The 24,908-nt window shown below is 67.0% G+C and carries 20 protein-coding genes; 13 read left to right on the top strand and 7 right to left on the bottom strand.

What is annotated here, in order from left to right; all coding sequences use genetic code 11:
* Nucleotides 1-148: 148 nt before the first annotated feature.
* Nucleotides 149-1,213 carry a dihydroorotase gene (gene pyrC / locus G3N61_RS23785; RefSeq protein WP_027788369.1) on the bottom strand — a complete coding sequence of 355 codons (1,065 nt, stop codon included), beginning with the start codon at nt 1,211-1,213 and terminating at the stop codon, nt 149-151.
* A 206-nt stretch (nt 1,214-1,419) separates the two neighbouring features.
* Between pyrC and G3N61_RS23780 the strand changes: the two genes are divergently transcribed.
* The 3 genes from G3N61_RS23780 to G3N61_RS23765 all read left to right on the top strand — a co-directional run bounded on the left by G3N61_RS23780 (nt 1,420) and on the right by G3N61_RS23765 (nt 5,728).
* Entirely contained in the window at nt 1,420-2,331 is a 912-nt protein-coding gene (locus G3N61_RS23780) for a class II glutamine amidotransferase (RefSeq protein ID WP_080741830.1), read from the top strand.
* An 806-nt stretch (nt 2,332-3,137) separates the two neighbouring features.
* Entirely contained in the window at nt 3,138-4,211 is a 1,074-nt protein-coding gene (locus G3N61_RS23770) for a porin (RefSeq protein WP_205823730.1), read from the top strand.
* Between the two features lie 59 nt (nt 4,212-4,270).
* The gene (locus G3N61_RS23765) at nt 4,271-5,728 is read left to right on the top strand and encodes an MmgE/PrpD family protein (RefSeq protein WP_205823729.1); all 1,458 of its coding nucleotides are present in this window, start codon (nt 4,271-4,273) and stop codon (nt 5,726-5,728) included.
* Between the two features lie 70 nt (nt 5,729-5,798).
* On the opposite strand, the gene G3N61_RS23760 is transcribed toward G3N61_RS23765, so the two are convergent.
* The gene (locus G3N61_RS23760; RefSeq protein WP_089453054.1) at nt 5,799-7,469 is read right to left on the bottom strand and encodes an acyl-CoA synthetase; all 1,671 of its coding nucleotides are present in this window, start codon (nt 7,467-7,469) and stop codon (nt 5,799-5,801) included.
* A 168-nt stretch (nt 7,470-7,637) separates the two neighbouring features.
* Between G3N61_RS23760 and G3N61_RS23755 the strand changes: the two genes are divergently transcribed.
* The 7 genes from G3N61_RS23755 (at nt 7,638) to G3N61_RS23725 (ending at nt 17,431) form a co-directional block, all read left to right on the top strand.
* Nucleotides 7,638-8,393: a Crp/Fnr family transcriptional regulator gene (locus G3N61_RS23755; protein WP_205823728.1), complete on the top strand. Its 756-nt coding sequence runs from the start codon at nt 7,638-7,640 to the stop codon at nt 8,391-8,393.
* Nucleotides 8,394-8,621: 228 nt separating this feature from the next.
* Entirely contained in the window at nt 8,622-11,789 is a 3,168-nt protein-coding gene (locus tag G3N61_RS23750; RefSeq protein ID WP_205823727.1) for an efflux RND transporter permease subunit, read from the top strand.
* 36 nt (nt 11,790-11,825) lie between these two features.
* The gene (locus tag G3N61_RS23745) at nt 11,826-13,055 is read left to right on the top strand and encodes an efflux RND transporter periplasmic adaptor subunit (protein ID WP_043183588.1); all 1,230 of its coding nucleotides are present in this window, start codon (nt 11,826-11,828) and stop codon (nt 13,053-13,055) included.
* Between the two features lie 5 nt (nt 13,056-13,060).
* Entirely contained in the window at nt 13,061-14,584 is a 1,524-nt protein-coding gene (locus tag G3N61_RS23740; RefSeq protein WP_089453101.1) for an efflux transporter outer membrane subunit, read from the top strand.
* Between the two features lie 28 nt (nt 14,585-14,612).
* On the top strand, nt 14,613-15,308 hold the full coding sequence (locus G3N61_RS23735; RefSeq protein WP_089453057.1) for a heavy metal response regulator transcription factor: 696 nt from the start codon (nt 14,613-14,615) through the stop codon (nt 15,306-15,308).
* On the top strand, nt 15,305-16,744 hold the full coding sequence (locus G3N61_RS23730; RefSeq protein ID WP_205823726.1) for a heavy metal sensor histidine kinase: 1,440 nt from the start codon (nt 15,305-15,307) through the stop codon (nt 16,742-16,744). The genes G3N61_RS23735 and G3N61_RS23730 overlap by 4 nt, the downstream gene beginning before the upstream one ends.
* A 99-nt stretch (nt 16,745-16,843) precedes the next feature.
* Nucleotides 16,844-17,431 carry a LysE family translocator gene (locus G3N61_RS23725; RefSeq protein WP_043183583.1) on the top strand — a complete coding sequence of 196 codons (588 nt, stop codon included), beginning with the start codon at nt 16,844-16,846 and terminating at the stop codon, nt 17,429-17,431.
* 45 nt (nt 17,432-17,476) lie between these two features.
* Here G3N61_RS23725 and G3N61_RS23720 read toward each other — a convergent pair whose 3' ends face one another.
* Both G3N61_RS23720 and G3N61_RS23715 read right to left on the bottom strand, forming a co-directional pair.
* Nucleotides 17,477-18,322, bottom strand: coding sequence for an AraC family transcriptional regulator (locus G3N61_RS23720; RefSeq protein WP_089453058.1), 846 nt, complete (start codon nt 18,320-18,322; stop codon nt 17,477-17,479).
* Nucleotides 18,323-18,577: 255 nt separating this feature from the next.
* Entirely contained in the window at nt 18,578-19,135 is a 558-nt protein-coding gene (locus G3N61_RS23715) for an inclusion body family protein (protein ID WP_043183580.1), read from the bottom strand.
* Nucleotides 19,136-19,497: 362 nt separating this feature from the next.
* Between G3N61_RS23715 and G3N61_RS23710 the strand changes: the two genes are divergently transcribed.
* The 3 genes from G3N61_RS23710 (at nt 19,498) to G3N61_RS23700 (ending at nt 21,914) form a co-directional block, all read left to right on the top strand.
* On the top strand, nt 19,498-20,052 hold the full coding sequence (locus G3N61_RS23710) for an AidA/PixA family protein (RefSeq protein WP_205823725.1): 555 nt from the start codon (nt 19,498-19,500) through the stop codon (nt 20,050-20,052).
* Between the two features lie 122 nt (nt 20,053-20,174).
* The gene (locus G3N61_RS23705; protein WP_205823724.1) at nt 20,175-20,729 is read left to right on the top strand and encodes an inclusion body family protein; all 555 of its coding nucleotides are present in this window, start codon (nt 20,175-20,177) and stop codon (nt 20,727-20,729) included.
* Between the two features lie 390 nt (nt 20,730-21,119).
* Nucleotides 21,120-21,914 (top strand): SDR family NAD(P)-dependent oxidoreductase, encoded by a 795-nt coding sequence (locus G3N61_RS23700; RefSeq protein WP_043183576.1) that lies wholly within the window; start codon nt 21,120-21,122, stop codon nt 21,912-21,914.
* Between the two features lie 24 nt (nt 21,915-21,938).
* Here G3N61_RS23700 and G3N61_RS23695 read toward each other — a convergent pair whose 3' ends face one another.
* From G3N61_RS23695 to G3N61_RS23685, 3 genes are all read right to left on the bottom strand, one after another.
* Nucleotides 21,939-22,313 carry a hypothetical protein gene (locus tag G3N61_RS23695; RefSeq protein ID WP_043183930.1) on the bottom strand — a complete coding sequence of 125 codons (375 nt, stop codon included), beginning with the start codon at nt 22,311-22,313 and terminating at the stop codon, nt 21,939-21,941.
* A gap of 214 nt (nt 22,314-22,527) precedes the next feature.
* A complete protein-coding gene (locus G3N61_RS23690; RefSeq protein WP_043183575.1) occupies nt 22,528-23,598 on the bottom strand; it encodes an AI-2E family transporter in 1,071 nt (356 codons plus the stop codon).
* A 129-nt stretch (nt 23,599-23,727) separates the two neighbouring features.
* Entirely contained in the window at nt 23,728-24,837 is a 1,110-nt protein-coding gene (locus tag G3N61_RS23685) for an NADH:flavin oxidoreductase/NADH oxidase (RefSeq protein WP_043183573.1), read from the bottom strand.
* Between the last annotated feature and the right edge of the window lie 71 nt (nt 24,838-24,908).

Below are 24,908 nucleotides of genomic sequence, written 5' to 3'. Positions count from 1 at the left end.
AGCGCGGCTTCGCCCGCCCGCGCAGCCGCCTGTGCAACGCGGCCGGGGCCCGCGTAGGGCGCGAGCCACGGCACGGACCAGTCGATCCGCGCAAAATCCGCCGCCCCGCTGCCGGCCGTGTGGCCGGGTTCGCGCGGCGGCGCGACCGTCACGCCAGTTTCCAGCCGATCGTCTCGCCGCCGCGCAGCGGCACGACTGGCGTATCGCCCGCGAAGATCTCGCGCGGCAGTTCCCACGCCTCGCGACGCAGCGTGACCGTCTCGGCGCTGCGCGGCAGCCCGTAGAAATCGGCGCCGAAGAAGCTCGCGAAGCCTTCCAGCTTGTCGAGCGCGCCGGCGTGGTCGAACGCTTCCGCATACAGTTCGAGCGCGTGCAGCGCCGTGTAGCAGCCCGCGCAGCCGCACGCGGTTTCCTTCGCGTCGCGTGCATGCGGCGCGCTGTCGGTACCGAGGAAGAAGCGCGGGTTGCCCGACGTCGCGGCCTCGACCAGCGCGACGCGATGCGTCTCGCGCTTCAGCACCGGCAGGCAGTAGTAATGCGGGCGAATCCCGCCGACGAACAGCGCGTTGCGGTTGTACAGCAGGTGATGCGCGGTGATCGTCGCGCCGAGCAGGCCGGGCGCCGCGTCGGCGTCGCGCACGTAGTCGGCTGCGTCCTTGGTCGTGATGTGTTCGAACACGACCTTCAGGCCCGGGAAATCGCGGCGCAGCGGCGTCATCACGCGGTCGATGAAGACCTTCTCGCGATCGAACAGGTCGATCGACGCATCGGTCACCTCGCCGTGCACGAGCAGCGGCATGCCGGTTTCCTGCATCGCCTCGAGCGTCTTTGCGCACTTCGCGAGATCGGTGACGCCGTGGTCGGAATTCGTCGTCGCGCCGGCCGGATACAGCTTCACGCCGTGCACGAAGCCGCTTTCGCGCGCGCGACGGATCTCGTCGGGCGGCGTGTTGTCGGTCAGGTACAGCGTCATCAGCGGTTCGAACGTCATCCCGGCCGGCAGCGCGGCGAGAATGCGCTCGCGATACGCCTGCGCCTGCGCGGTGGTCGTCACCGGCGGCTTCAGGTTCGGCATGACGATTGCGCGGCCGAACTGGCGCGCGGTGTGCGGCAGCACGGCGGCCAGCATGTCGCCGTCTCGCAGGTGCAGGTGCCAGTCGTCGGGACGGGCGAGCGAGAGCGTCGCCGGGGAGGAAGCGTTCGAGGCAGTCATAGGAGGCGTCGTGAGGAACGTGCTTGCCGTCGGCGGGGCCGGAACACGCATGCCGCGGGCCGACTGACGGCAAACCGCAACACGGGACCTTTGGCCAGCGGAATCCGCTTTTTACCGCTCAGGGCTCGGTGATATGCTAGAAGCCGCATTGTACCGGGGTTCGCCCGGTTCGTTACCCCCCGCCTCAGCCTGCTGCCCCAAGTAAAATGTGCCAACTCTTAGGAATGAACTGCGCCGCGCCGACGGACGTCACATTCTCCTTCACAGGTTTCGCGGCCCGGGGCGGGCTCACCGATCACCATGCCGACGGCTGGGGCATCGCGTTCTTCGAAGATAAAGCCTGCCGCCTGTTCATCGATCACCAGGCATCGGCCACGTCGCCGATCGCCGAAATGGTGAAGCGCTACCCGATCAAGTCCAAGAACACGATCGCGCACATCCGCAAGGCCACGCAAGGCCACATCCTGCTCGAGAACAGCCATCCGTTCATGCGCGAGCTGTGGGGCAGGCACTGGATCTTCGCGCATAACGGCGACCTGCAGGACTACGCACCGGACATGGAAGGCAGCGTCTACCACCCGGTCGGCACGACCGACAGCGAGCAGGCGTTCTGCGTGCTGATGCAGGGGCTGCGCGAAGCGTTCCCCGGTGCGCAGCCGCCGTTGCCCGAGCTGTTCGAGCGCGTCGGCGAACTGACGCGCGGCATCACCGATCACGGCGTGTTCAACTTCCTGATGTCGAACGGCCAGGCGTTGTTCGCGCATTGCTCGACGCGGCTGCATTACCTCGTGCGGCGCTGGCCGTTCTCGACCGCGCACCTCGTCGACGAAGACCTGTCGATCGACTTCGCGAAATACACGACGCCCGAAGATCGCGTCGCCGTGATCGCGACGCAGCCGCTCACCGACAACGAAGTCTGGACCGCGTTCGAGCCAGGCGAGCTGATCATGTTCCAGTGCGGCGACGTCGCCGCGCGGATGCGGATCCCGGTGCCCGAGCGCGTGCTCGAGAAGCTGCGCAATCCGGCGCTCGACGCATCGGCGTCGGCGCCGCGCGACACACGCGAGGCGCTCGCCACCGCCGCGGACGTCGATTCCGACGACGCAATCGACTTCTGAGCCCGGCCCACCCGCGCCCGCTCCTCTCCCCTGCCAGCCGCTGTTCCGCAAGACGGTCGCCCGCCATGCGCGATTGCGGCGGGCTGTTTTGCACACACGGTGCCGTGACGCTTCGGGCTCTATCGCTCGCCCGTGCCAACTCCGTTCATCCGGCCTACATTCCGGTAAATCGAAGCAACGTCACGCAATATTCTCTTGATTTAATTCATCTCCAATAGAAAATCATCAAGAAGAGAAACGAATAAATCACGTCTCCAGAGTGCATATAATCCGCAAACCGCATTTTAACGGACCAACCTGACGCAAACCGTGCGCCATCCCACCGATACGGCGATCGCGACGCTACACACAAAAAATCGACCGAACCCTTATCCATCAAGGCGTTCAGTTCGATTCATCACACAAACAAAAAATACCAAACGAAAACAGCATTAATGCCGCATTTGTAAGCTTCCCGACAATCGGCCACCCTCCCGGTCAATAGACTCCGCTCATCCTCGGTGTAACGAATCGCGATTGGCACAGACACGGCCACGGCCGCCGCACATCCATTCACGCCATTCCCCGCCGCGGATTGCGATTTCACTGCACCGCGGTGAAAACCACATCAAAACAAGAGAGAGGGGCTTGTCGTGAATCATTCATTTCGATCGATATGGAGCGAGACCACCGGCTGCTGGGTCGCGGCTGCGGAAACGGCACGGGCGCGCGGCAAGCGGTCGGGCCGCCCGTCGTGCGTCTCGCACGCCGGCCGCCGCGTCGACTCGCATGACTGACACAACAACATCAAAAAACAGGAGACAACGATGAAGAAGAAGCTGTTCGCCTTGTGCGGCCTCGGGGTGGCCTCCGCCACCGCGAGCGCCCAGGGCAGCCTGACGCTGTACGGCGTCGCCGACATCTACCTCGAGACCCTCACGCACCAGAACGCCGCCACGCCGAGCGGCTCCGGGTCGCTCGTGCGAATGGGCTCGGGCGGCAAAAGCGGCTCCCGCTGGGGCATCAAGGGCTCGGAAGCGCTCGGTGGCGGCTGGCAGGCCGTGTTCCGGCTGGAAAGCGGGATCAACCTCAACAGCGGCACCAATTCCGGCGGCTTCGATCGGTCCGCGTGGGTCGGGCTGCAAAACGACAGGTGGGGCACGCTGCGCCTCGGCCGCCAGTACACGACGCTGTTCGACGTGATGGAACACTATTCGCCGACCATCGCGTACTCGACGATCTACGAGCCCGCCGGCGCGATCGTCGGCCTGAACTTCCGCGAAAACAGCATGGCGAAGTACCGCGTGACCTTCGGGCCGGTCGCGATCCAGGCGCACTACTCGTTCGGCGGCACGCCGGGATCGTTTCGCAGCGGCGCGGCCTCGGGGATCGGCTTCGAATACACGGGGCCGGCGCTGTCGGTGGCCGCCGCCTACGACAACGTCAACGGCACGCAGCCCGCCGACATCACCCATTTCCGGCGTTATGCGGCCTCCGCGATCTATACGGTGGGCGCGGCGCAACTGATCGCGGGCTTCACCCATGCGAACGGCACGGTGACGACACCCGGCGTGGTCACGCGCTTCAACTTCTACTGGCTCGGCACGCGTTACCAGGTCTCGCCCGTGCTGCAGGTGATCGGCGCGTTCTACTACGAGGACATCGGCAAGCAGAATCCCGCGGCCGGCCAGCCGGCCCCGGATCCCGAGAACCCGAAGCAGATCACGGTGCAGTTCAACTACGCGCTGTCGAAAGCCACCACGCTCTATCTGACCAGCGGCTACGCATGGCGCGCCGCGCTCGATTTCGACAACTACAACTACCGCATCCTCAACTATTCGCTCGCCAGCAACCGCAACAGTTCGCTCGGCATCGCCGTCGGCATGCGCAAGCTGTTCTAGCGCCCCGTCCGACTTCCGTGCGCACGTTTTCCGACCACTCCTTCCCGATGCTCCAGAACATGAACCGACGCCACTTCCTGTCCACCCTGACCAGCGCCGCCGTCGCGGGCGCCCTGCCGTTGCGCACGTATGCGCAGACGCCCGCCTCGCCCGACAACCTCGCCCAGCGGCTGGCCGACTACGCCGCCTCGCTCCGTTACGAGGATCTCGACGCGGCCACCGTCGAGACCGTCAAATCACATTTCATCGACGCGCTCGGCTGCGCGATCGCGGCCCACGACGAAGCGCCGGTCCGCATCGCCCGACAGGTTGCGCTCGCAACGGGCGGCGGCTCGTCGACGCTGCTCGGCACCGCGCAACGCACGACGCCCGATCTCGCCGCGTTCGCCAACGGCGCCGCGCTCCGCTACTTCGACCTCAACGATGCGTACGCGGGCAAGGAAACCGGCCATCCGAGCGACAACGTCGCGCCGTGCCTGGCCGTGGCCGAAGCGCAGCGCGGCAGCGGCCGCGACCTGATCCTCGCGATCGCGCTGGCCTACGAGATCAATTGCCGCCTGATGGACGCGGCCGCGATCAGCCCGCGCGGCTGGGACCACACGTGCTACAGCCTGCCTGCCGTCGCGCTCGCGACCGGCCGGCTGATGGCCTTGACCCGGCCGCAGCTCGTGCAGGCCGTGAATCTGGCAATCAACGGACACATGGCCCTCAACCAGACGCGGATCCAGGAACTGTCGAACTGGAAGGCGCTGGCCGATGCGGACGCCGCGCGCAACGCGATCTTCGCGACGCGCCTGGCACGCGAGGGATTGACCGGCCCGTCGCCGATCTTCGAGGGCAACGCCGGCTTCTTCCGGCAGATCTCGGGGGCATTCGACGTCGACCTGACACAGTTCGGCGGGCGCGGCGGGCGTTTCCGCATCAACGACTGCATCGTGAAGTTCTACCCGGCGCAGGGGCTCACGCAGACGTCGATTCCGGCGGCGATCGACGTCGCCGCGCAAGTCGGCGATCTCGGGCGGATCCGCAGCATCGAGGTCGCGACGACGCGGGTCGGTTATGTCACCGCGGGCAAGGACCGGCAAAAATGGGCGCCCGAAACCAGCGAGACGGCCGATCACAGCCTGCCCTACATCGTCGCGCGTGCGATGCTCGACGGCGACATCACGACCGCCAGCTATACGCCGGCGGCGCTGCGCGACCCGAAACTGCACGCCCTGATCGAACGGATCACGGTCGTGGAAGACCCCGCGCTGACGGCGCGCTTTCCGCAATACGCGCCGAATCGCGTGACCGCCGTGACCGACGACGGGCGCCGGTTCACGCGGGAAGTCGACGACCTGCCGGGCTTTCCGCACCATCCGATGACGCGCGCGAATTTCGAAACCAAGTTCGCGAAGTGCGTCCAGGCCTACTGGAAGCCTGCGCAAACGCGCCGCGCGCTCGACTGGCTGTGGCATCTCGACGAACAGCCGGACGTGACGGCGCTGCCCGCGCTGATGACGATCCAAGCCTGAACGACGGCGGCCCGGCGGCACGGCCGCCGGCTCGTCGACGTGCGACCGCCGGCGCAGCGAGCGTCGCGGATTACTGCGTCTTCTTGCCCGGCACGTCGCCGCCCGCCAGATCGATCGCCTTGTCCGATCCCACCGCATTGCGCAGCTGGAATTTCTGGATCTTGCCGGTCGACGTTTTCGGCAGTTCGCCGAACCGCACGGCCTTCGGCACCTTGAAGCCCGCGAGCAGCTGCTTGCAATGCGCGACGATCTCCGCCTCGGTTGCGCTCGCGCCTTCGCGCAGCTCGACGAACGCGCACGGCACCTCGCCCCATTTCGGGTCGGGCATCGCGACGACGGCCGCGACCGCCACCGCCGGATGCCGGTACAGCGCATCCTCGACCTCGATGCTCGAAATGTTCTCGCCGCCCGAGATGATGATGTCCTTCTTGCGATCCTTGATCCGGATATAGCCGTCCGGCATCAGCACCGCGAGATCGCCAGTATGGAACCAGCCGCCGTGGAACGCGTCGTCGGTCGCCTTCGGGTTCTTCAGGTAGCCCTTCATGCAGATGTTGCCGCGGAACATGATCTCGCCGAGTGTCTCGCCGTCGGCCGGCACCGGCGCCATCGTGTCGGGATCGAGCACCGTCGCGCCCGCTTCCAGGTGATAGCGCACGCCCTGGCGCGCATTGAGCCGCGCGCGATCCTCGTCGCCCAGTTCCTCCCAGTGCGACTGCTTCGCGCACACGGTCGCCGGGCCGTAGACCTCGGTCAGCCCGTACACGTGCAGCAGGTCGAAGCCGATCTCCTTCATCTTCGCGATCACGGCCGGCGCGGGCGCCGCGCCCGCCACCATCGCGTGCACCGTGTGGTCGATGCCTTCGCGGAATTCGGCCGGCGCGTTCGCGATCGCGCTCTGCACGATCGGCGCACCGCAGTAGTGCGTGATGCGTTCGCGGCGGATCAGGTCGAACACCGTCTTCGCGTCGAACTTGCGCAGGCAGACGTTCACGCCCGCGCGCGCCGCAACGGCCCACGGGAAGCACCAGCCGTTGCAATGGAACATCGGCAGCGTCCACAGGTAGACGGCGTGCTTCGGCATGTCCCATTCGAGGATGTTGCTGATCGCCGCGAGATAGGCACCGCGATGGTGATAGACGACGCCCTTCGGGTCACCGGTCGTGCCGGACGTGTAGTTCAGCGCGATCGCGTCCCATTCGTCGGCGGGCGGCGTCCATGCGTAGTCGGCGTCGCCGCTTGCGACGAGCGCCTCATAATCCGTCGCGCCCGCGAAACGGGCGGGGTCGGCCGGCATCGCGTCGGCCACGCTGACGATCTTCAGGCCCGGCACCTCGAGCGCCGCGCGATGCGCGAACTCCGCGTATTCGGTATCGACGATCAGCACCTTCGCCTCGCCATGACGCAGCATGAACAGCACCGACGACACGTCGAGCCGCGTGTTGATCGTGTTCAGCACGGCGCCGGCCATCGGCACGCCGAAGTGCGCCTCGACCATCGCCGGGATGTTCGGCAGCATCGCCGCGACCGTGTCGCCGCGTTCGACGCCGAGCCGCGCGAGCGCGCTCGCCAGTTGCTTCGCGCGCGTGTAGGTCTCGCCCCAGGTGCGCCGCACGTCGCCGTGCACGATCGCGAGGCGCTCGCCGTAGACTTCGGCCGTCCTGACCAGGAAGTCGATCGGGGTGAGCGGCACGTAATTCGCGTCGCGGCGGCCGAGTCCGGCCTCGAACATCTGCGTCATGATCCTGTCTCCCGTGTCCTGTCGACCGGGGCACAGCCACCCCGGATCGTTTTGATGTGGTTCAATTGCCGACAGCCTAACGGGCGCTATTGTGAGCCGTCTGTCATCGAAACGACAGAGTGCCTTTCACGCGCTGCGCGTTATCCCTATCCTCGCAAACCCGCACCCATGCACGCCCCTCTCGCTGCCCCGCCCGACGCGCCCGCCCACCCGGCCGACGCCCTTCCCGAACCGGGCCCGCTGCCGCCGCTGGCCACGCTGTTCGGCCAATGCGCGTGGTTCCGCACGCTCGCGCCCGACCACCAGGCGCTCGTGCTCGCCCAGTCGCGCGTCGAGCAGTGCGAGGCTGGCGACGTGATCGCCCACCGGCTCGCGCCGTCCGAATACTGGATCGGCGTACACCGCGGGCTGCTGAAGCTCGCGATCTTCAATGCGTCGGGGCGCGGCTGCACGTTCTCCGGCGTGCCGTCGGGCGGCTGGTTCGGCGAAGGCAGCGTGATCAAGCGCGAGCTGCGCAAGTACGAGGTCGTCGCGATCCAGCGCTCGACCGTGCTGTTCGTGCCGGTCGACACGTTCCACGCGCTGCTCGACACGAGCCTGCCGTTCACGCGCTTCGTGATCCACCAGTTGAACAACCGGATGGGCGAATTCATCGCGTCGATCCAGAACAGCCGGCTGCTGGACGTCGACGCCCGCGTCGCACAGGCGCTCACGCAGCTGTTCAACCCCGACCTGTATCCGGACACCGGCCCGTCGCTGTCGATTTCGCAGGAGGAACTGGGGATGCTCGTCGGCGTATCGCGGCAGCGGATCAACCAGGCGCTGCAGCAGCTCGAGAAGCTCGGCGCGCTGCGGCTCGCGTACAACCAGATCGACGTCGTCGACCTGGGGGCGCTTGCGCGCGTCGGGATAGAGCAGATCTGAGCGCGGGCCGATGAACGAAAGCGCCGCCGACGCAGCCGGCTCGTCCGGCATCGCGGCCGTGTTCCGGCCCGCGCGCGGCCGTGCGTTTCCTCTGCTGAATCGGCCGTGGGCCACCGCGCGCCAACCTGACAATTCCGCCAGTTTCGCGACAGTAACCCGTTCCACGCCGACGCCTATCATTCGGGTTCCAATTACCCACGCCTGATCACCGCCTGTCCCGTTGCCTCCATGTGGATCGTCAATCTCGCGCTCAAGCGCCCCTACACGTTCATCGTCATGGCCATCATGATCGTGCTGGCCACCCCGCTTGCGCTGATGCGCACGCCGGTCGACGTGCTGCCCGCGATCAACATTCCCGTCATCAGCGTGATCTGGAATTACGGCGGCTTCTCCGCGACGGAGATGACGAACCGCATCACGTCCGTCCATGAGCGGATCCTGACGACGACCGTCAACAACATCCAGCACGTCGAATCGACGTCGCTGCCCGGCATCGCGGTCGTGAAGGTGTTCCTGCAGCCGGGCGCGAACGTGCAGACGGCGATCGCGCAGACGGTCTCGTCCGCGCAGGCGATCGTGCGGCAGATGCCGCAAGGCGCGACGCCGCCGCTCGTGATCACCTATTCGGCGTCGAGCATTCCGGTGATCCAGCTCGGGCTGTCGAGCAAGACGCTCAGCGAACAGTCGCTCGCCGACATCGCGCTCAACTTCCTGCGCCCGCAGCTGATCACGGTGCCAGGCGTGCAGATTCCGTTCCCGTACGGCGGCCGCACGCGCGTGGTCGCGATCGACCTCGATCCGCAGGCGCTGCTCGCGAAGGGGCTCACACCCGCCGACATCGTCAACGCGGTCAACGCGCAGAACCTCGTGCTGCCGACCGGCACCGCGAAGATGGGCCAGACCGAATACCGGATCGACACGAACGCGTCGGCCGACACCATCGCCGACATCAACAACCTGCCGATCCAGACCGTCAACGGCGCGACCACCTATCTGCGCGAAGTGGCATCGGTACGCGACGGCTTCGCGCCGCAGACCAACGTCGTGCGCCAGAACGGCCAGCGCGGCGTGCTCATCTCGATCCTGAAAAGCGGCGACGCGTCGACGCTCAAGGTCGTCGCGGACCTGAAGGCGCTGCTGCCGAAGGTGATCCCGACCCTGCCCGAAGGGCTCACGATCACGCCGCTGTTCGACCAGTCGGTGTTCGTCAACGCGGCCGTCCAGGGCGTAATCCACGAGGCGCTGATCGCCGCCGTGCTGACCGCGATGATGATCCTGCTGTTCCTCGGCAACTGGCGCAGCACGCTGATCATCGCGATCTCGATCCCGCTGTCGATCTTCACGTCGCTGATCGCGCTGTCCGCGCTCGGCGAGACCATCAACATCATGACGCTCGGCGGGCTCGCGCTCGCGGTCGGGATTCTCGTGGACGACGCGACCGTCACGATCGAGAACATCGAGCGGCATCTGCATCTCGGCACCAACCTGCACGACGCGATCCTCGAAGGCGCGGGCGAGATCGCGGTGCCCGCGTTCGTGTCGACGCTGTGCATCTGCATCGTGTTCGTGCCGATGTTCTTCCTGACCGGCGTCGCGCGCTTCCTGTTCGTGCCGCTCGCGGAAGCCGTCGTGTTCGCGATGCTCGCGTCGTACGTGCTGTCGCGCACGCTGGTGCCGACGCTCGCGATGCTGCTGTTCCGCCCGCAGCAGGCAAGCACCGGCCCCGACCACTCGACGTCGCGCTTCGCGCGCATCCATCACGCGTTCAACGATGCGTTCGAGCGGCTGCGTGCGTGGTACATCGTGCTGCTCAGCATCCTGCTGGTGCGCCGCCGCTTCTACGCGATGTGCTTTCTCGGCTTCTGCGTGCTGTCGACGGGCCTCGTGTTCGTGCTCGGCCGCGACTTCTTCCCGAATGCCGATTCCGGCAACATCCGGCTGCATATGCGTGCGCCGACCGGCTACCGGATCGAGGAAACCGCGCGCCTCGCCGATCAGGTCGAGCGCGTGATCCGTGAAACCGTGCCGCCCGACGAACTCGGCGCGATCGTCGACAACCTCGGCCTGCCGGTGAGCGGCATCAACCTGTCGTACAGCAACGCCGGCACGATCGGCACGCTCGACGGCGAGCTGCTGATCGCGCTGAAGCCCGGCCACCGCGCGACCCAGCACTACGTGCAGGCGCTGCGCACGGTGCTGCCCGAGCGCTTCCCGGGCGTCGAGTTCTTCTTCCAGCCGTCGGACATCATCACGCAGATCCTCAACTTCGGCCAACCGGCCGCGATCGACCTGCAGGTGCTCGGCAACGATCTCGCGAGTAACATGACTATCGCGAGCAGCCTGATGAAAAAGATCAGGCAAATCCCCGGTGCCGTCGACGTGCACGTGCTGCAACGCAACGACGAGCCGACCCTGCTGGCCGACATGGACCGTACGCGCATGCAGCAGCTCAACCTCTCCGCGCAGAACGTCGCGCAGAACATGCTGATCTCGCTGTCGGGCAGTTCGCAGACCACGCCGTCGTTCTGGATCAACCCGCGCACCGGTGTCCAGTACCCGCTGCAGATCCAGACCCCGCAATACAGCATCGCGTCGGTCGACGATCTGCTCGGCACGCCGATCTCGGCGAGCGGCCGCACGGGCATGCCGCTGCAACTGCTCGGCAACCTCGTGCAGGTGCGCAGCACCGCGAACCCGGCCGTGATCACGCACTACAACATCCGCCCGGCGATCGACGTGTACGTGAGCGTCGAAGGCCGCGACCTCGGCGCGGTCGCGGGCGAGATCGACCGCATCGTGTCGGATGCGCGCGCGACGCTGCCGCGCGGCACCGAGCTGACGATGCGCGGCCAGATCGAGACGATGCGCACGTCGTACATCGGCCTCGGCGCGGGCGTCGCGATGGCGATCGTGCTCGTCTACCTGCTGATCGTCGTCAATTTCCAGTCGTGGCTCGACCCGCTGATCATCATCAGTGCGATGCCGGCCGCGCTCGCCGGCATCGTCTGGATGCTGTTCATCACGGGCACGCACCTGAGCGTGCCCGCGCTGACGGGCGCGATCATGACGGTGGGCGTCGCGACCGCGAACAGCATCCTGGTCGTGTCGTTCGCGCGCCAGCGCCTCGCGGCCGGCGCGCCGCCGCTCACGGCCGCGCTGGAAGCAGGCGCGACGCGGATCCGGCCGGTGTTGATGACGGCGCTCGCGATGATCATCGGGATGGTGCCGATGGCGCTCGGTCTCGGCGAAGGCGCCGAGCAGAACGCGCCGCTCGGCCGCGCGGTGATCGGCGGGCTGCTGTTCGCGACCGTGTCGACCTTGCTGTTCGTGCCGCTCGTGTTCGGCGGCGTGCATGCGCGGCTGGCCCGCCGGCGCGCGCGCCAGGCCGGACACTGACTTTCGTCCCACTACCCGGTTGATTTGGTTGAATTCATGGAAGAGAAACATCACAGCTCCGTCGGCATCCAGGTGGACGAACACGGCATGCACCTGCCGTCGCGCACGTCGGTGTCGCGACGCGGACGCATCGTCCTGATCGTGATCGGCGTGCTGCTGGCCGCCGGCGCCGCGCGCACGGTCGTCGTCAACGTGCTGAACCACAACCGGCTCGATGCGGTCGCCGAGCAGAACACGCGCCAGTACGTGACCGTCGTGCATCCGGTCGATGCGGCTACCGGCGGCAAGCTGACGCTGCCCGGCACGCTGCGCGGCTTCGTCGAGGCGCCGATCTACGCCCGCGCGAGCGGCTACGTGCTGCGCTGGCAGGCCGACATCGGCGCGCACGTGAAACAGGGGCAACTGCTCGCCGAACTCGACACGCCCGAGCTGAACCAGGAGCTCGCGCAGGCCACCGCGCAGCGCCAGCAGGCGCAAGCCGCACTCGCGCTCGCGAAGACGTCGTTCGACCGCGCGCAGCAACTGCGCCAGCGCGACGCCGTCTCGCAGCAGGAACTCGACGACCGGCAAGGCGCGTTCAACCAGGGCACCGCGAACCTCGCCGCGGCCGATGCGAACATGCGCCGCCTCACCGAGCTGAAAGGCTTCCAGCGGATCGTCGCGCCGATCGACGGGATCGTCACGCAGCGCAACGTCGATGTCGGCGATCTCGTCAGCTCCGGCAACGCGGGCCGCTCGCTGTTCACGGTCGTACAGGCCGACCGGCTGCGCCTCTACGTGCAGGTGCCGCAGGCGTACGCGCAGCAGGTGAAGGTCGACCAGCACGTAAGCGTCGCGCAGGCCGAGCTGCCGGGCCGGACCTTCGACGGGACGATCACGCGCACGTCCGAGGCGATCGACGTCACGACGCGCTCGTTGCAGATCGAAATCACGCTGCCGAACCCGGACGGGCGGCTGCTGCCCGGCGCCTATGTGCAGGCGACGCTGCCGATGACGCCGGTCGGCCGCCTGCAGGTGCCGGCCAATACGTTGCTGTTCCGCGCCGAAGGCCCGACGGTCGCGACCGTCGACGCGAACGGCCAGGTGCGCCTGAAACCGGTGACGGTCGTGCGCACGATCGGGCAGACGCTCGAGGTCGATGGTCCGATCACGCCGAACGACCGCCTCGTCACGAACCCGAGCGACGCGCTCGCGAACGGCGATCAGGTGATCGTCGCGGCGCCGGCCGCGAAGCCGGCCTCCGGCGCCGCGGAGGCGAAGTCGTGATCGCGATGCGCATCTGCCGGCGGCCCGCCGCCGCTGCCACGTCGGTCGCCACGGCCGTTGCGCTCGCGGCCGCGCTCGCCGGCTGTACGGTCGGCCCCGATTACAAGCGGCCCGACGTCGCCACGCCCGCCGCGTGGCGGCTCGACCCAGCCGATGCGTACTGGCATCCGGCCGCGCCGGCCCGCGCACCGCTCGACCCGGCATGGTGGACCGCGTTCGGCGATCCGCAGCTCGATGCGCTGGAAGCCGACGCGCTGCGCAACAACCAGAACCTGAAGGCCGTCGCCGCGCGCTACGACCAGGCGAAGGCGACGCTCGCGTCGGTCGCGTCGGCGCAGTATCCGGCCGTCGGCCTGAACGCGAGCGGCCAGCGCTTCAAGATCTCGTCCGACCGGCCGCAAACCAACTACGCGACGCAAAGCACGTCGACCGTGCAGAACGACATCCAGGTCGGCGCGAGCGTCAGCTATGAGCTCGACCTGTTCGGCCGCGTGCGGCGCAGCGTCGAATCGGCGCAGGCGACCACCGAGCAGGCCCGCGACGATTTCGCGAACGCGCGCCTGGTGCTGACCGCCGATCTCGCGTCGAGCTATTTCGCGTTGCGCGAATTCGATACCGAGATCGACGTCGTCAAGCGCTCGATCGACCTGCAACAGAAGGCGCTCGACTACGTGAGCGCGCGCCACGACCTCGGCGCGGTATCGGGCCTCGACCTGCTGCAACAGCGCGCGCAGCTCGACGCGACGCGCACCCAGGCGCAGCTGCTGCTCCAGCAGCGCGTGCAGGTCGAAACCGCGATCGCGACGCTGGTCGGCACGCCGGCCCCCGCGTTCTCGATCGCGCCGCGCGTCGTACCGATCAACGCGCCGGCGCTGCCGACCGGTCTGCCGAGCGACGTGCTGCAGCGGCGCCCCGACGTCGCGTCGGCCGAACGCGCGATGGCCGCCGCGAATGCGCAGATCGGCGTCGCGCGCGCCGCGTATTTCCCGCGCATCATGCTGTCGCCCGATATCGGCTGGGACGCGACGCGCTTCGCAGGGCTGTTTACCGTACCGGCGTTGCTGTGGTCGGTCGGCGGGTCGCTCAGCCAGCCGCTGTTCGAAGGCGGCAAGCTGAAGGCCGGCGTCGATTTCGCGCAGGCCGGCTATGTCGCCGCGCAGGCCAGCTACCGGCAGACCGTGCTCACCGCGTTCCAGGAGGTGCAGAATGCGGTCACGGGATTGTCGGTGCTCGCCGAGGCGGCGCAGCAGGCGTCCGCCGCCGTCGACGACGCGCGCAAGCTCGTGTCGCTCGCGCAGGATCGCTACGCGGGCGGCCTGACGCCGTTCATCGACGTGCTGACGGCCGAACAGCAGTTGCTGACGAGCGAGCGGCAGGCCGTGCAGATCCAGGGCCAGCGCGCGGCGCTCGTCGTGTTTCTCGCGAAGGCGCTGGGCGGCGGCTGGGATGGCCACGCTGCGGGTGGCCCGGCACCGACCGAGGTCGCCACGACCGCCCCGGCGCCGGCGCCGGCACACCCGAGCCCTTAACCGGATTACCCGGACAACGGATTCGAACATGAAAGTCCTGATCGTCGAAGACGAACCGAAAGTCGTCGAATACCTGAAGAGCGGCCTGACCGAAGAAGGCTGGGTCGTCGACACCGCACTCGACGGCGAAGACGGCGCATGGAAAGCCGTCGAATTCGACTACGACGTGGTCGTGCTCGACGTGATGCTGCCGAAGCTCGACGGCTTCGGCGTGCTGCGTGCATTGCGTGCGCAGAAGCAGACGCCCGTCATCATGCTGACCGCGCGCGACCGCGTCGACGACCGCGTGCGCGGGCTGCGCGGCGGCGCCGACGACTACCTGACCAAGCCGTTCTCGTTTCTCGAACTGATCGAACGGCTGCGCGCGCTGACGCGCCGCGCGCGCGTGCAGGAATCGACGCTGATCTCGATCGGCGACCTGCGGGTCGACCTGATCGGCCGCCGCGCCACGCGCGACGGCACGCGCCTCGACCTGACCGCGCAGGAATTCCAGTTGCTCGGCGTGCTCGCGCGGCGCAGCGGCGAGGTGCTGTCGAAGACGACCATCGCCGAACTCGTGTGGGACGTGAACTTCGACAGCAACGCAAACGTCGTCGAGACGGCCATCAAGCGCCTGCGCGCGAAACTCGACGGCCCGTTCACGGACAAGCTGCTGCACACGATCCGCGGCATGGGCTACGTGCTCGAAGCGCGCGAGGACGGCGACGGCGAGAGGCCCGCATGAAACGCTCGATCGTCCGGCGGCTGTCCGCGATGTTCGGCATCGTGTCGCTGCTCGTCTTCACGCTGGTGGGCTGCGGGCTGTTCGTGATGATGGAGCGCCAGCTGTTCGCCGAGCTGCGCGCGACACTCGACACGCGCACCAAGGTCGCCGAGATGATCGTGTCGCATGCGCTCACGCCCCAGCGCGGGCGTCTCATGCAGGAAAAGCTCGCCGACCTCGAACCGCCCGACGGCTCGACGCGCTACCAGGTCGACAGCCCGAATCCGGACTTCCGCTTCGGCACGCCCGTCGACGGCGTGCCCGTCGGCGCGCCGTTCGGCGCATTCCAGCAATACGCACTGAATCACAGCACCTACGACGTGATGACGAAGACCGTCACGGTGGCCGGTGCCGGCGAGCGGCCGACGCTGAAGCTGATCGTCGCCAGTTCGTGCGAGCGCACGCAGCGGATGCTGCGCCGCTTCGGCTGGACGCTCGCCGGGCTGATCACGATCGCGACGATCATTGCGCTGCTGCTGAGCCGCGCGGTCGCCCGCTTCGGGCTCGCGCCGCTCGACCGGCTGTCGCAGGACGCATCCGCCATCAGCCTCGCGAACCGCCGCCAGCGCCTGCAGACCGACGCGCTGCCGGCCGAGCTGCGCGACCTCGCCACCTCGTTCAACGGTGCGCTCGACCGTATCCAGCAAACCTACGCGCGGCTCGAAGCGTTCAACGCAGACGTTGCGCACGAGCTGCGCACGCCGATCAGCATCCTGATCGGCCAGACCCAGGTCGCGCTGACCAGCCGCGACCGCACGGCCGAGCGGATGCAGCAGACGCTGCAGTCGAACCTCGAGGAATTCGAGCGGCTGCGCGTGATCATCAACGACATGCTGTTCCTGTCGCGCAGCGACCGCGGCGAACGCGCGACCGACCTGAAGGACGTGTCGCTCGCCGACGAGGTGCGGCGCATGCTCGACTTCCTCGAAATCCCGCTCGACGAAGCGCAGTTGCGCGCCGAGCTGCACGGCGATGCGCGCGCGGCCGTCGATCCGTCGCTGTTCCGCCGCGCGATGACGAACCTGCTGATCAACGCGATCCAGCATTCGGCGCCGGGCGCGACGGTCAGCGTGACGATCGTGCGGCGCGACACGCTCGTCGAGATGTCCGTCGCGAACCCCGGCGAGCCGATCGATCCCGTCCGGCGCTCGCACGTGTTCGAGCGCTTCTACCGGCTCGAGGAAGCCCGTGCGAACAGCAAGGAAAACCACGGGCTCGGGCTGTCGATCGTGAAGGCCGTCGCCGAGATGCACGGTGGCAGCGTATTCGTCGCATGTTCGGGCGGCATCAACACGTTCGGGTTCTCGGTCTCGACGCAACCCTGTGCCGGCGGCCCGCTGCGCCCGGCCGACCTGCACGACACCCGGCCGGCGCACGCGCCGCGCGCCCTGCACTGACGGCGGCCGCGCGCCGCCGAGGGGAGTTTTCTTCAATACGGGCCGGTGCGGCTCCCGTAGTCTCGATGCGACTTTCGATCTTTCGCATGGAGACTTCCAATGAGCATGCTGGTTTCGATGGCCGCGTTCGCGCTCGCCTCGTCGATCACCCCTGGCCCCGTCAACATCGTCGCGCTCAGTGCGGGCGCGCGCCACGGCCTCGGCGCGAGCCTGCGTTATGCGGCCGGCGCGACGCTCGGCTTCGTCGCGCTGTTCCTGCTGATCGGCCTCGGGCTGCACGAAGCGCTCGCGCGCTGGCCCGTGCTGACGACCGCCACGCAGTGGTCGGGCATCGCGTTCCTGCTGTATATGGCGCTGCGACTCGCGCTCGATGACGGCCGGCTGTCGGCCGACCCGGACGTGGCCGGCCCGTCGGCCGCGTCCGGCGCGGCGCTGCAGTGGCTGAATCCGAAGGCATGGCTCGCGTGCGTGGCCGCGATGGGCGCGTATGCGGCCGACGGCGACCGCGCGCTGGTCTGGCAGTTCGCCGCGCTGTATCTCGTGATCTGCTTCGCGTCGATCGCGTGCTGGGGGTATGCGGGCGCGTCGCTGCAGCACCGGCTCGCGAACGCGCGGCGCATGCGCGTGTTCAACCGGCTGATGGCGCTGCTGCTGGCCGGCAGCGCGCTCTATCTGCTCGACATCTGACGCAAGCCGCGTCGGGAACGGGCGGCGGCCGGCGTGGGCCGCCGTTCAGTTCGTCGCGCTGCGGTATTGCCCGGGCGTCGCGGCCGCGATCCGCCGGAACGCGCGCTGGAAATGCGCCTGGTCGGCAAAGCCCGCGTCGAGCGCGACGTCGGCGATCGGCCTGCCGCGGCGCAGCTCGGTGCGGCCGTACTGCACGCGGCGATCGGTCAGGAACGCGTGCGGCGTCATCCCGTAGCGCGCGTTGAACGCACGGATCAGGTACGACGGCGACAAATCGGCCGCCGCGCAGATCGCATCGAGCGTGACGCCCTCACGGCAATGCGCGGCGATGTAGTCGGCCGCGCGCGCGAGCCTCGCGTTGTCGTCCCCGGCGCGCGGGTCGGGCAGCTCGCGATCAAGCGCGCCGTGCAGCGCCGTGAAGAACTCGACCGCCGCGCTCTCCTTGCCGAGCGGATCGATGCCGGGCGCGACGAGCGTGCGGTAGAAACCGCCAAATTGCGCGAACAGGTCGTGCCGCTCCGTCAACTTCGGCGAAAAGCCGTGAAAATCGCTGTTCGGATCTCGGCCGAGCGAATGCTGCAGCCGCGCGAGCCACGGCACGTCGACATAGACCATCCGGTATGCCCACGCGTCGGGGCCGTACGGATTGCACGCATGCACCTGTTCCGGATCGATGATCACCAGCACGCCGCGCCCGACGTGCTCGTTCGTCGCGCCGTTCAGGTAGGTGCTCGTGCCGCCGACGATCGCGCCCACCGAAAACGTGTCGTGCGTGTGCTTCGCGTAGCAGATCGCACGCCCGTCGTCGACGGTGCGCGCCTCGATGAACGGCAACGCGGCATCACGCCAGAACGGCGACGGTACGACGGATCGATTGGTGGTACGGCTCACGCGGCGGGCTCCCGGTTCGGACGACGAACGCTCACCGTACAAGACTGTGCGGCGCCGTGCAACCGCGCTCGCCCGGCGCAGCGCGGCGCCTGGCTGAATGGTCGTGCCCACGACAATGATCGTGGGCACGATCCTGCCCCGCCGACTTCCGACACGAGCGGCGGAGGATGTCCCGCTTACGCTGAAACGGCGCGCGTCCTGCCCCTGCTTGCACGCGTTTGCGCCTGCTCGGGAGCTGAAGCCGACAGGAGCGGGTCAGGCCGGAACGACGATCTTCGGATCCCACCAGTAGTAGCCGACCAGTTCCTGGTTTTGCCCGCCGACGAGCTTGTAAAGAGCGAAGCAAACGCCGAAATATTCCGTGCCGCTTTTCCGGACCGACGAGTCGAAAGTCGCGAACGTGAGTTGTTTCTTCAGCGGCGGCAGGCCATTGCGGGACCCCGAATCCGGGTTGGGTTCCACCGCGCCATTGCGGACGACCGTGTTGCAGACGAACGGATTGAATACCTCATCGCCTGAATAGCGCGGGATGTTGTAGATGATCACGGCATCGTCGGAGTTGTCGTAGATCGACACGCCGGTAAACTGGACGCGATCACCCGGGTATGCGATGAATTCCAGGTCGGCCGTACCCTGCCCCTTGATGCCACGCGCGCCGGTGCAAATCAGGAACTGGCCATTGTGGGCGATGCCGGTCGGCTTGGTCTGATCCTGGCTCGGGTTCGGATACGTCCTCTTGACCCATTCCGTATCGATCACCGCGATGATGTTGATGTCCTGTGCGCTCGATGCAAGAGTAACTTCGGTAGCCATGGTTAATCTCCATTCACTAAGCGTTATGAATTTGAATCCGACGACACGTCATTAGCGCGTCAGGATCAATATCATTCCCTTTGACCACCAAAATCAATTACAACCGATTACGCGGCGATGAGCATTTTTCATCACATGCAGCAACCTGAAATATCGCCCGGAAAAATCCATAAAAATCAATTACAGTCGATTACACGACAACATCGCCCACTCCCGACCACAAAATCAATCCCCATTAAAATAAATCCCCCATCAAACCTGACAGGTATTAAAGCGGATATAAATGGATAATACTGACGAAGCGCATCGCCGATGCGCCACGCGCACCGAACGGGCAATTGACCCACCACGGAGGCACTCCAATGAAAGTCGATCCAAATAGCATCAATCTGGAAAAATCCGCTCAATCCATTCAAATTCTTGCAGTTATCGACACGAATTACATAAAGAAAAGCTACCCCAGTCCGAGCCTGAGCGCGCAGAGCCCGACTCCCATCGCCAGCAATGCATTGTTCATGCTCAACGGCCACACGCCCGGCGTGAGCAGTTCGGAAGGAACCGGAAATCTGAGCCTGACATTGAATGTTGGCGACAAGGTATCCCTGATGGGGACGTCTCTGTCCGACAATTCGGGAGACGCCGCGCAGATTTACCACGTCCAGCAATACTCGGGCGCTCAGGTGTTCGGTCCGTTTGCCGCGGTGACCATCGAACAGGCTGGCGCGGCGAGTGCTGCCGAAACGCCCGACATCATCGCGACCTCGGCGCAATCGCAGGTCTTCCAGGCATTCGAATCCGTCGCAAGATCCTCCGGATCCGAGCGCCTCGCAACGTCTTTTGCGCTTTATACGCGGAGCCAAAACAAGAAAACCTTGTTCGGCTACTTCTTCTGGGTCTGGCAAGCCTCCGCTGCTTGAGGCAAGCGCCCCGACAACTCGCTCCGAAGCCATACGGGAGCGATTCAAGCCGGCAGGTTTTGCGCGGCGCCCTACCGTGCGCCGCCCCCTTTTCCGCGATAAAACCAGAATGGAGCACCCGTATGACAGCCGATCTTGGAAGCCTCACGCTCGACACGCCAGCGCAGCAAATCGACGTCCTCGCCGTAATCGACACGGAATACATCAAGCAGAGGTACCCGCATCCGAGCAAGCAGCCCGAGTTACCGATCGCCATCGATCATCGCGCCGTGCGCCTGCTTTACACCGGCGCGCGGGGCGCGTCGATCGGAACTGGCCCGGCAGCCCCCGTTCTGACGCTGTATCCGGGCGACACGGTTTCAGTCAGGGCCGTCTCCCTCTATGAAAACGCGGAAGACGCGGTGCTGATTTATCAGGTTTCGCACCTGTTCGGCCAGCAAGTCTTCAACCAGTTTTCGCAGGACTTCCTTGATGTGAATGCCGTACAGCTGAACCCCGAAACGCGCGACGGCCTGCCGCCGCTGACGAAACCGCAAACGTTCGTCAGCATCGGCGCCAAGGCAAGAGAAAGCGGGATAGAAACGCTTGGCGCCTGCTTCGGGCTCTATACGCTGGAAAGAAGTACCCAGGAACTGTTCGGATACTACTGGTGGGACTGGTTCGTCACGTGCACCTGATGTTCGCATTCCGTCGTTGAAGGTTCGCCCGTTCGGCGAGCAACGGTCGCGAGAGATGCTGGCGGCATGCACGACATCCGCCAGGATCGGCTGTTGCGCCGATCCTGGCGGGCCGGATATCGACAGGCTGCTATCGCAGCCGGCGAATACGTCATCGATCGGGTACCCCGCGCGTGAACCACGCGCGCTCGCGCTCGGTTGAGCCGAGCCGACCGCGATCTCGCGCGTCCGCAATACACGGCAGCGCTTCACTTCGCCCCCCGGAATTTCCGCGTGACCGCCGCCGATGCGCTCGCGACGTGGCCTATTGACCGGAATTTGCCTAAGCTTTGAATTCCGTCCGCCGCGGCACGCGCGGCGGCTCCCGTTCACTCTTCCCCCGCCACGCTCATGCAGATCGATCTGAAAGGCAAGACCGCTGTCGTCACCGCTTCCACCGCCGGCATCGGGCTCGCGATTGCCGAAGGGCTGGCGCGTGCCGGCGCGCGCGTCGTCGTCAACGGCCGCAGCGACGCGTCGGTGCAGTCCGCGCTCGCGCACCTGCGCGCGGCCGTCCCCGATGCGGGCTTCGACGGCATCGCCGCCGACCTGTCCGATGCCGCCGGCGCCGCGCGCATCACGCAGCACACGCCCGCGGCCGACATCCTCGTCAACAACGCGGGCATCTACGGCCTGAAGGCGTTCTTCGATATCGACGACGCCGAGTGGGATCACTATTTCCAGACCAACGTGATGTCCGGCGTGCGCCTCGCGCGGCATTACCTGAAGGGGATGATCGAACGCAATGCCGGCCGGATCGTGTTCATTTCGTCGGAATCGGGCCTGAACATCCCGGTCGACATGATTCATTACGGCTTCACGAAAACCGCGCAGCTGTCGATCGCGCGCGGCCTCGCGAAGCTCGCGGCCGGCACCGACGTGACCGTCAACTCGGTGCTGCCGGGGCCGACGATGTCGGACGGCGTGCGGGCACTGCTGAAGGAAACGGCCGACGAAACCGGCCGCAGCGTCGAAGACGTGGCCGTGGAATTCGTGCGCAACCACCGCTCGAGCTCGATCATCCAGCGGCCCGCGACGCCCCAGGAAGTCGCGAACCTGGTCGTCTACGTGTGCTCGCCGTTCGCCTCGGCGACGACGGGCGCCGCGTTGCGGGTGGACGGCGGCGTGGTCGACACGATCGCGTGACGCCGGGCGGGCACGGCCGCCGCGCTAGCGCGAAGCGGCCTTGCCCGGCGCGAGCGTGCCCTTGCGGTCGGCGTTCATGCAGGAATCGAAGCCGTGTTGCGTGACGACGCCGGCCCGGTCGAACACGACGAAATACTCGCGGTGATCGTTGCCGTGCTCGATGAAGTAGTTGTAGCAGACGCCGCTGCCGTTGCGAACCATCCAGACGCTGCGCGGATTGCCGCCGGCGCGGACGACATCGGCGCGCGTCGCGCCATGCCGCGACGCGGCCCGCGCGAGCGGCGTGCGCGAATACGAGAATGGCAGCCACGAGTCGAACCACGCGCAACCGTGCAACATCAGGCAGCTGGCGGCCAGGGACAGCGTCGCTGCGGGACGGGACATCGTAATCAATCGCATGCTTGGTGAAATCTGCTGCGCCATGCCGGCGTGATCGAAAGCGCCATGCTACTAGACCTTTGGGTCCGGATCGAAAAGAAATGTAGAGAACTTTATCCGGATCGCTGCAATACAGGCTTCGGCACCAGCCGGATCGTCGCCCGTCGCGGCGGCCGGTGCGCGCTTGATCGCGCTTCCGTACCGCCGCGTCATGCGGCCGCCCCGGCGCGCATCGTCATGCAATCCATTCGGCCCACAGCATCGTCAGCACCGTCATCAGCGCGGGACCGACGAACAGCCCGATCAGGCCGAACGTCTCGGCGCCGCCGAGGATGCCGAACAGCACGAGCAGGAACGGCAGCCGCGCGGAGCTGCCGATCAGCACCGGCCGCACGAAGTGCTCGGCGATGAACACGACGACGAACCCGAGCACGGCCACCACGATGGCCCACATGGTCGCCCCCTGGACGAACAGCCACAGCGCCGCGCCGCAGAACACGACCGGCGCGCAGAACGGCAGCATCGCGGCGATCGCCGTGACGAGGCCGAGCAGCGCCGCATGCGGGACGCCGGCCAGCGCATACGCGATGCCGAGCAGCGCGCCTTCGCCGAGCCCGACGACGACGAGCCCCGTCACCGTGCCGAACACGGCCGCGACCATCCGCTCGATCAGCTCCGCGCCGCTGCGCCCGAACGCGCGCCGCGCGCCCTGCAGCAACGCACCCGACAGCTTGTGGCCGGCGCGCAGGATCACGAACAGCGTGACGAGCATGAAGCCGAATTCGAGCAGCCCGTGCGCGAGCTTCGTACCGAACTGCCGGCCGAACGCGATGAATTTCTCGCTGTTGACGCCGTGCATCGCGCTGGCCGCATGCAGCGGATGGCCGAGATTGGCCTGCCACCACTCGGTGATCTGCGCCGCGCCGTATGGCAGCCGGCCGACCACGTCCGGCACCGGGATGCCGTTGTCCTGGATCGTGCGCAGCCACTCGCGCAGGTCATGCGCCTGCCCGATCGCCTGGGTCGCCGCGACGGCCACCGGCAGCACGACCAGCAACGAGATCGCCGCCGTGATGACGAGCGCGATGAGCGTCGGGCGGTTGCGGAACAGCCGGTGCGATTCGAAGCGCTTCAGCATCGGCCACATCGCGATGGCGATCACGCAGGCCCAGGCGATGGCGGGAATGAAATCGCGGATCACCCACAGCGCGATGACCAGCAGCGCCGCATACAGCACGGCGCGGGAGATCTGCTGCGCGCGCGGCCGCGCGGCGGGATCGTGAGACGACGGGACATGTGCGCCCATGGCACCTCTGTCGAAATGAAAAAAATGGCGGTTCGCGCCGGCAACCAGCCGGCGCGAACCGCCATTCTATCCATCGGCGCCGGATCGGCGGCGCATCTGATGCGCGCGCCGCCCCGGCGACACGCCCGTTCAGGCCACCTTGTCGGCGGTCCGGTAACGCTCGAGCCAGTGCGCGTACGGCGCGGGCAGCGTCCACGACGGACGCTCGACACCGAGCTGCTTGGCCGCGTAGTACGGCCAGTGCGGGTCGGCCAGATGCGCGCGGCCGACCATCACGAGATCGAGCTGCTGTTCCGCCACCACGCGGTTCGCCAGTTGCGGCGTGTCGATCCCCCACGCGGACGACACCGGCAGCCCGGCCTCGCGGCGCACGCGTTCGGCGATCGGCGCGAGGAACGCCGGGCCCCACGGAATCTGCGCGTCCGGCGTCGAGAAACCGACCGACACGCTCAGCATGTCGAGCCCTTCCTGCTTCAACCGCTGCGTGAGCGCGATCGACTCGGCGAGCGTCTCTTCGTCGCGGCCATCGTATTCGATCACGCCGAAGCGCGCGGTCAGCGGCAGATGCTCGGGCCACACCTTGCGGACGGCCGCCAGCGTTTCGACGAGGAAGCGGCCGCGGTTCTCGGCCGAACCGCCGTATTCGTCGTCACGCTGGTTCGCATGCACCGAGAAGAAGCTCTGGCCGAGATAGCCGTGCGCGAAGTGCAGTTCGAGCCATTCGAAACCCAGGTCGCGCGCGCGCTTCGCCGACGCAACGAAGTCGGCCTGCACGCGTGCGATGTCGTCGCGCGTCATGGCGCGCGGCGTCTTCGGCAGGTGCGCACCGAACGGCACGGCCGACGGTGCGATGGTCTGCCAGCCGCGCGGATCGCCGTCGGCGATATGGTCGTCGCCCTCCCACGGGCGGTTCGCGCTCGCCTTGCGGCCCGCGTGCGCGATCTGGATCCCGGGCACCGCGCCGGCCGCCTTGATCGCCGCGACCGACGGCGCGAACGCTTCGGCCTGCGCATCGTTCCACAGCCCCGCGCAGCCCGGCGTGATGCGCCCTTCCGGCGACACGGCCGTCGCCTCGGCGATCACGAGGCCCGCGCCGCCGCGCGCGATGCCGGCCAGATGCACGTGATGCCAATCGTTGACGACGCCGTCCTCGGCGACGTACTGGCACATCGGCGGCACCGCGATGCGGTTGCGCAGCGTGACATCCTTGAGTTTGAACGGTTCGAACAGGGCAGACATCCACGACTCCTTTGCTTGGTTCTGCAAAACAACTGGAAACGCGTCGTGCAGGTCGCACGACGGAACGATTC

It is taken from the genome of Burkholderia sp. Ac-20349 (assembly GCF_017104865.1).
Lineage (GTDB): Bacteria > Pseudomonadota > Gammaproteobacteria > Burkholderiales > Burkholderiaceae > Burkholderia > Burkholderia aenigmatica.
This window is presented reverse-complemented; position numbering and strand designations above follow the sequence as displayed.

Bases quoted from the DNA above. Each gene is read 5' to 3' on its own strand.
- pyrC (WP_027788369.1), bottom strand. From the start codon at position 1,213: ATGACTGCCTCGAACGCTTCCTCCCCGGCGACGCTCTCGCTCGCCCGT.
- G3N61_RS23780 (WP_080741830.1), top strand. From the start codon at position 1,420: ATGTGCCAACTCTTAGGAATGAACTGCGCCGCGCCGACGGACGTCACA.
- G3N61_RS23770 (WP_205823730.1), top strand. From the start codon at position 3,138: ATGAAGAAGAAGCTGTTCGCCTTGTGCGGCCTCGGGGTGGCCTCCGCC.
- G3N61_RS23765 (WP_205823729.1), top strand. From the start codon at position 4,271: ATGAACCGACGCCACTTCCTGTCCACCCTGACCAGCGCCGCCGTCGCG.
- G3N61_RS23760 (WP_089453054.1), bottom strand. From the start codon at position 7,469: ATGACGCAGATGTTCGAGGCCGGACTCGGCCGCCGCGACGCGAATTAC.
- G3N61_RS23755 (WP_205823728.1), top strand. From the start codon at position 7,638: ATGCACGCCCCTCTCGCTGCCCCGCCCGACGCGCCCGCCCACCCGGCC.
- G3N61_RS23750 (WP_205823727.1), top strand. From the start codon at position 8,622: ATGTGGATCGTCAATCTCGCGCTCAAGCGCCCCTACACGTTCATCGTC.
- G3N61_RS23745 (WP_043183588.1), top strand. From the start codon at position 11,826: ATGGAAGAGAAACATCACAGCTCCGTCGGCATCCAGGTGGACGAACAC.
- G3N61_RS23740 (WP_089453101.1), top strand. From the start codon at position 13,061: ATGCGCATCTGCCGGCGGCCCGCCGCCGCTGCCACGTCGGTCGCCACG.
- G3N61_RS23735 (WP_089453057.1), top strand. From the start codon at position 14,613: ATGAAAGTCCTGATCGTCGAAGACGAACCGAAAGTCGTCGAATACCTG.
- G3N61_RS23730 (WP_205823726.1), top strand. From the start codon at position 15,305: ATGAAACGCTCGATCGTCCGGCGGCTGTCCGCGATGTTCGGCATCGTG.
- G3N61_RS23725 (WP_043183583.1), top strand. From the start codon at position 16,844: ATGAGCATGCTGGTTTCGATGGCCGCGTTCGCGCTCGCCTCGTCGATC.
- G3N61_RS23715 (WP_043183580.1), bottom strand. From the start codon at position 19,135: ATGGCTACCGAAGTTACTCTTGCATCGAGCGCACAGGACATCAACATC.
- G3N61_RS23710 (WP_205823725.1), top strand. From the start codon at position 19,498: ATGAAAGTCGATCCAAATAGCATCAATCTGGAAAAATCCGCTCAATCC.
- G3N61_RS23705 (WP_205823724.1), top strand. From the start codon at position 20,175: ATGACAGCCGATCTTGGAAGCCTCACGCTCGACACGCCAGCGCAGCAA.
- G3N61_RS23700 (WP_043183576.1), top strand. From the start codon at position 21,120: ATGCAGATCGATCTGAAAGGCAAGACCGCTGTCGTCACCGCTTCCACC.
- G3N61_RS23695 (WP_043183930.1), bottom strand. From the start codon at position 22,313: ATGCGATTGATTACGATGTCCCGTCCCGCAGCGACGCTGTCCCTGGCC.
- G3N61_RS23690 (WP_043183575.1), bottom strand. From the start codon at position 23,598: ATGGGCGCACATGTCCCGTCGTCTCACGATCCCGCCGCGCGGCCGCGC.
- G3N61_RS23685 (WP_043183573.1), bottom strand. From the start codon at position 24,837: ATGTCTGCCCTGTTCGAACCGTTCAAACTCAAGGATGTCACGCTGCGC.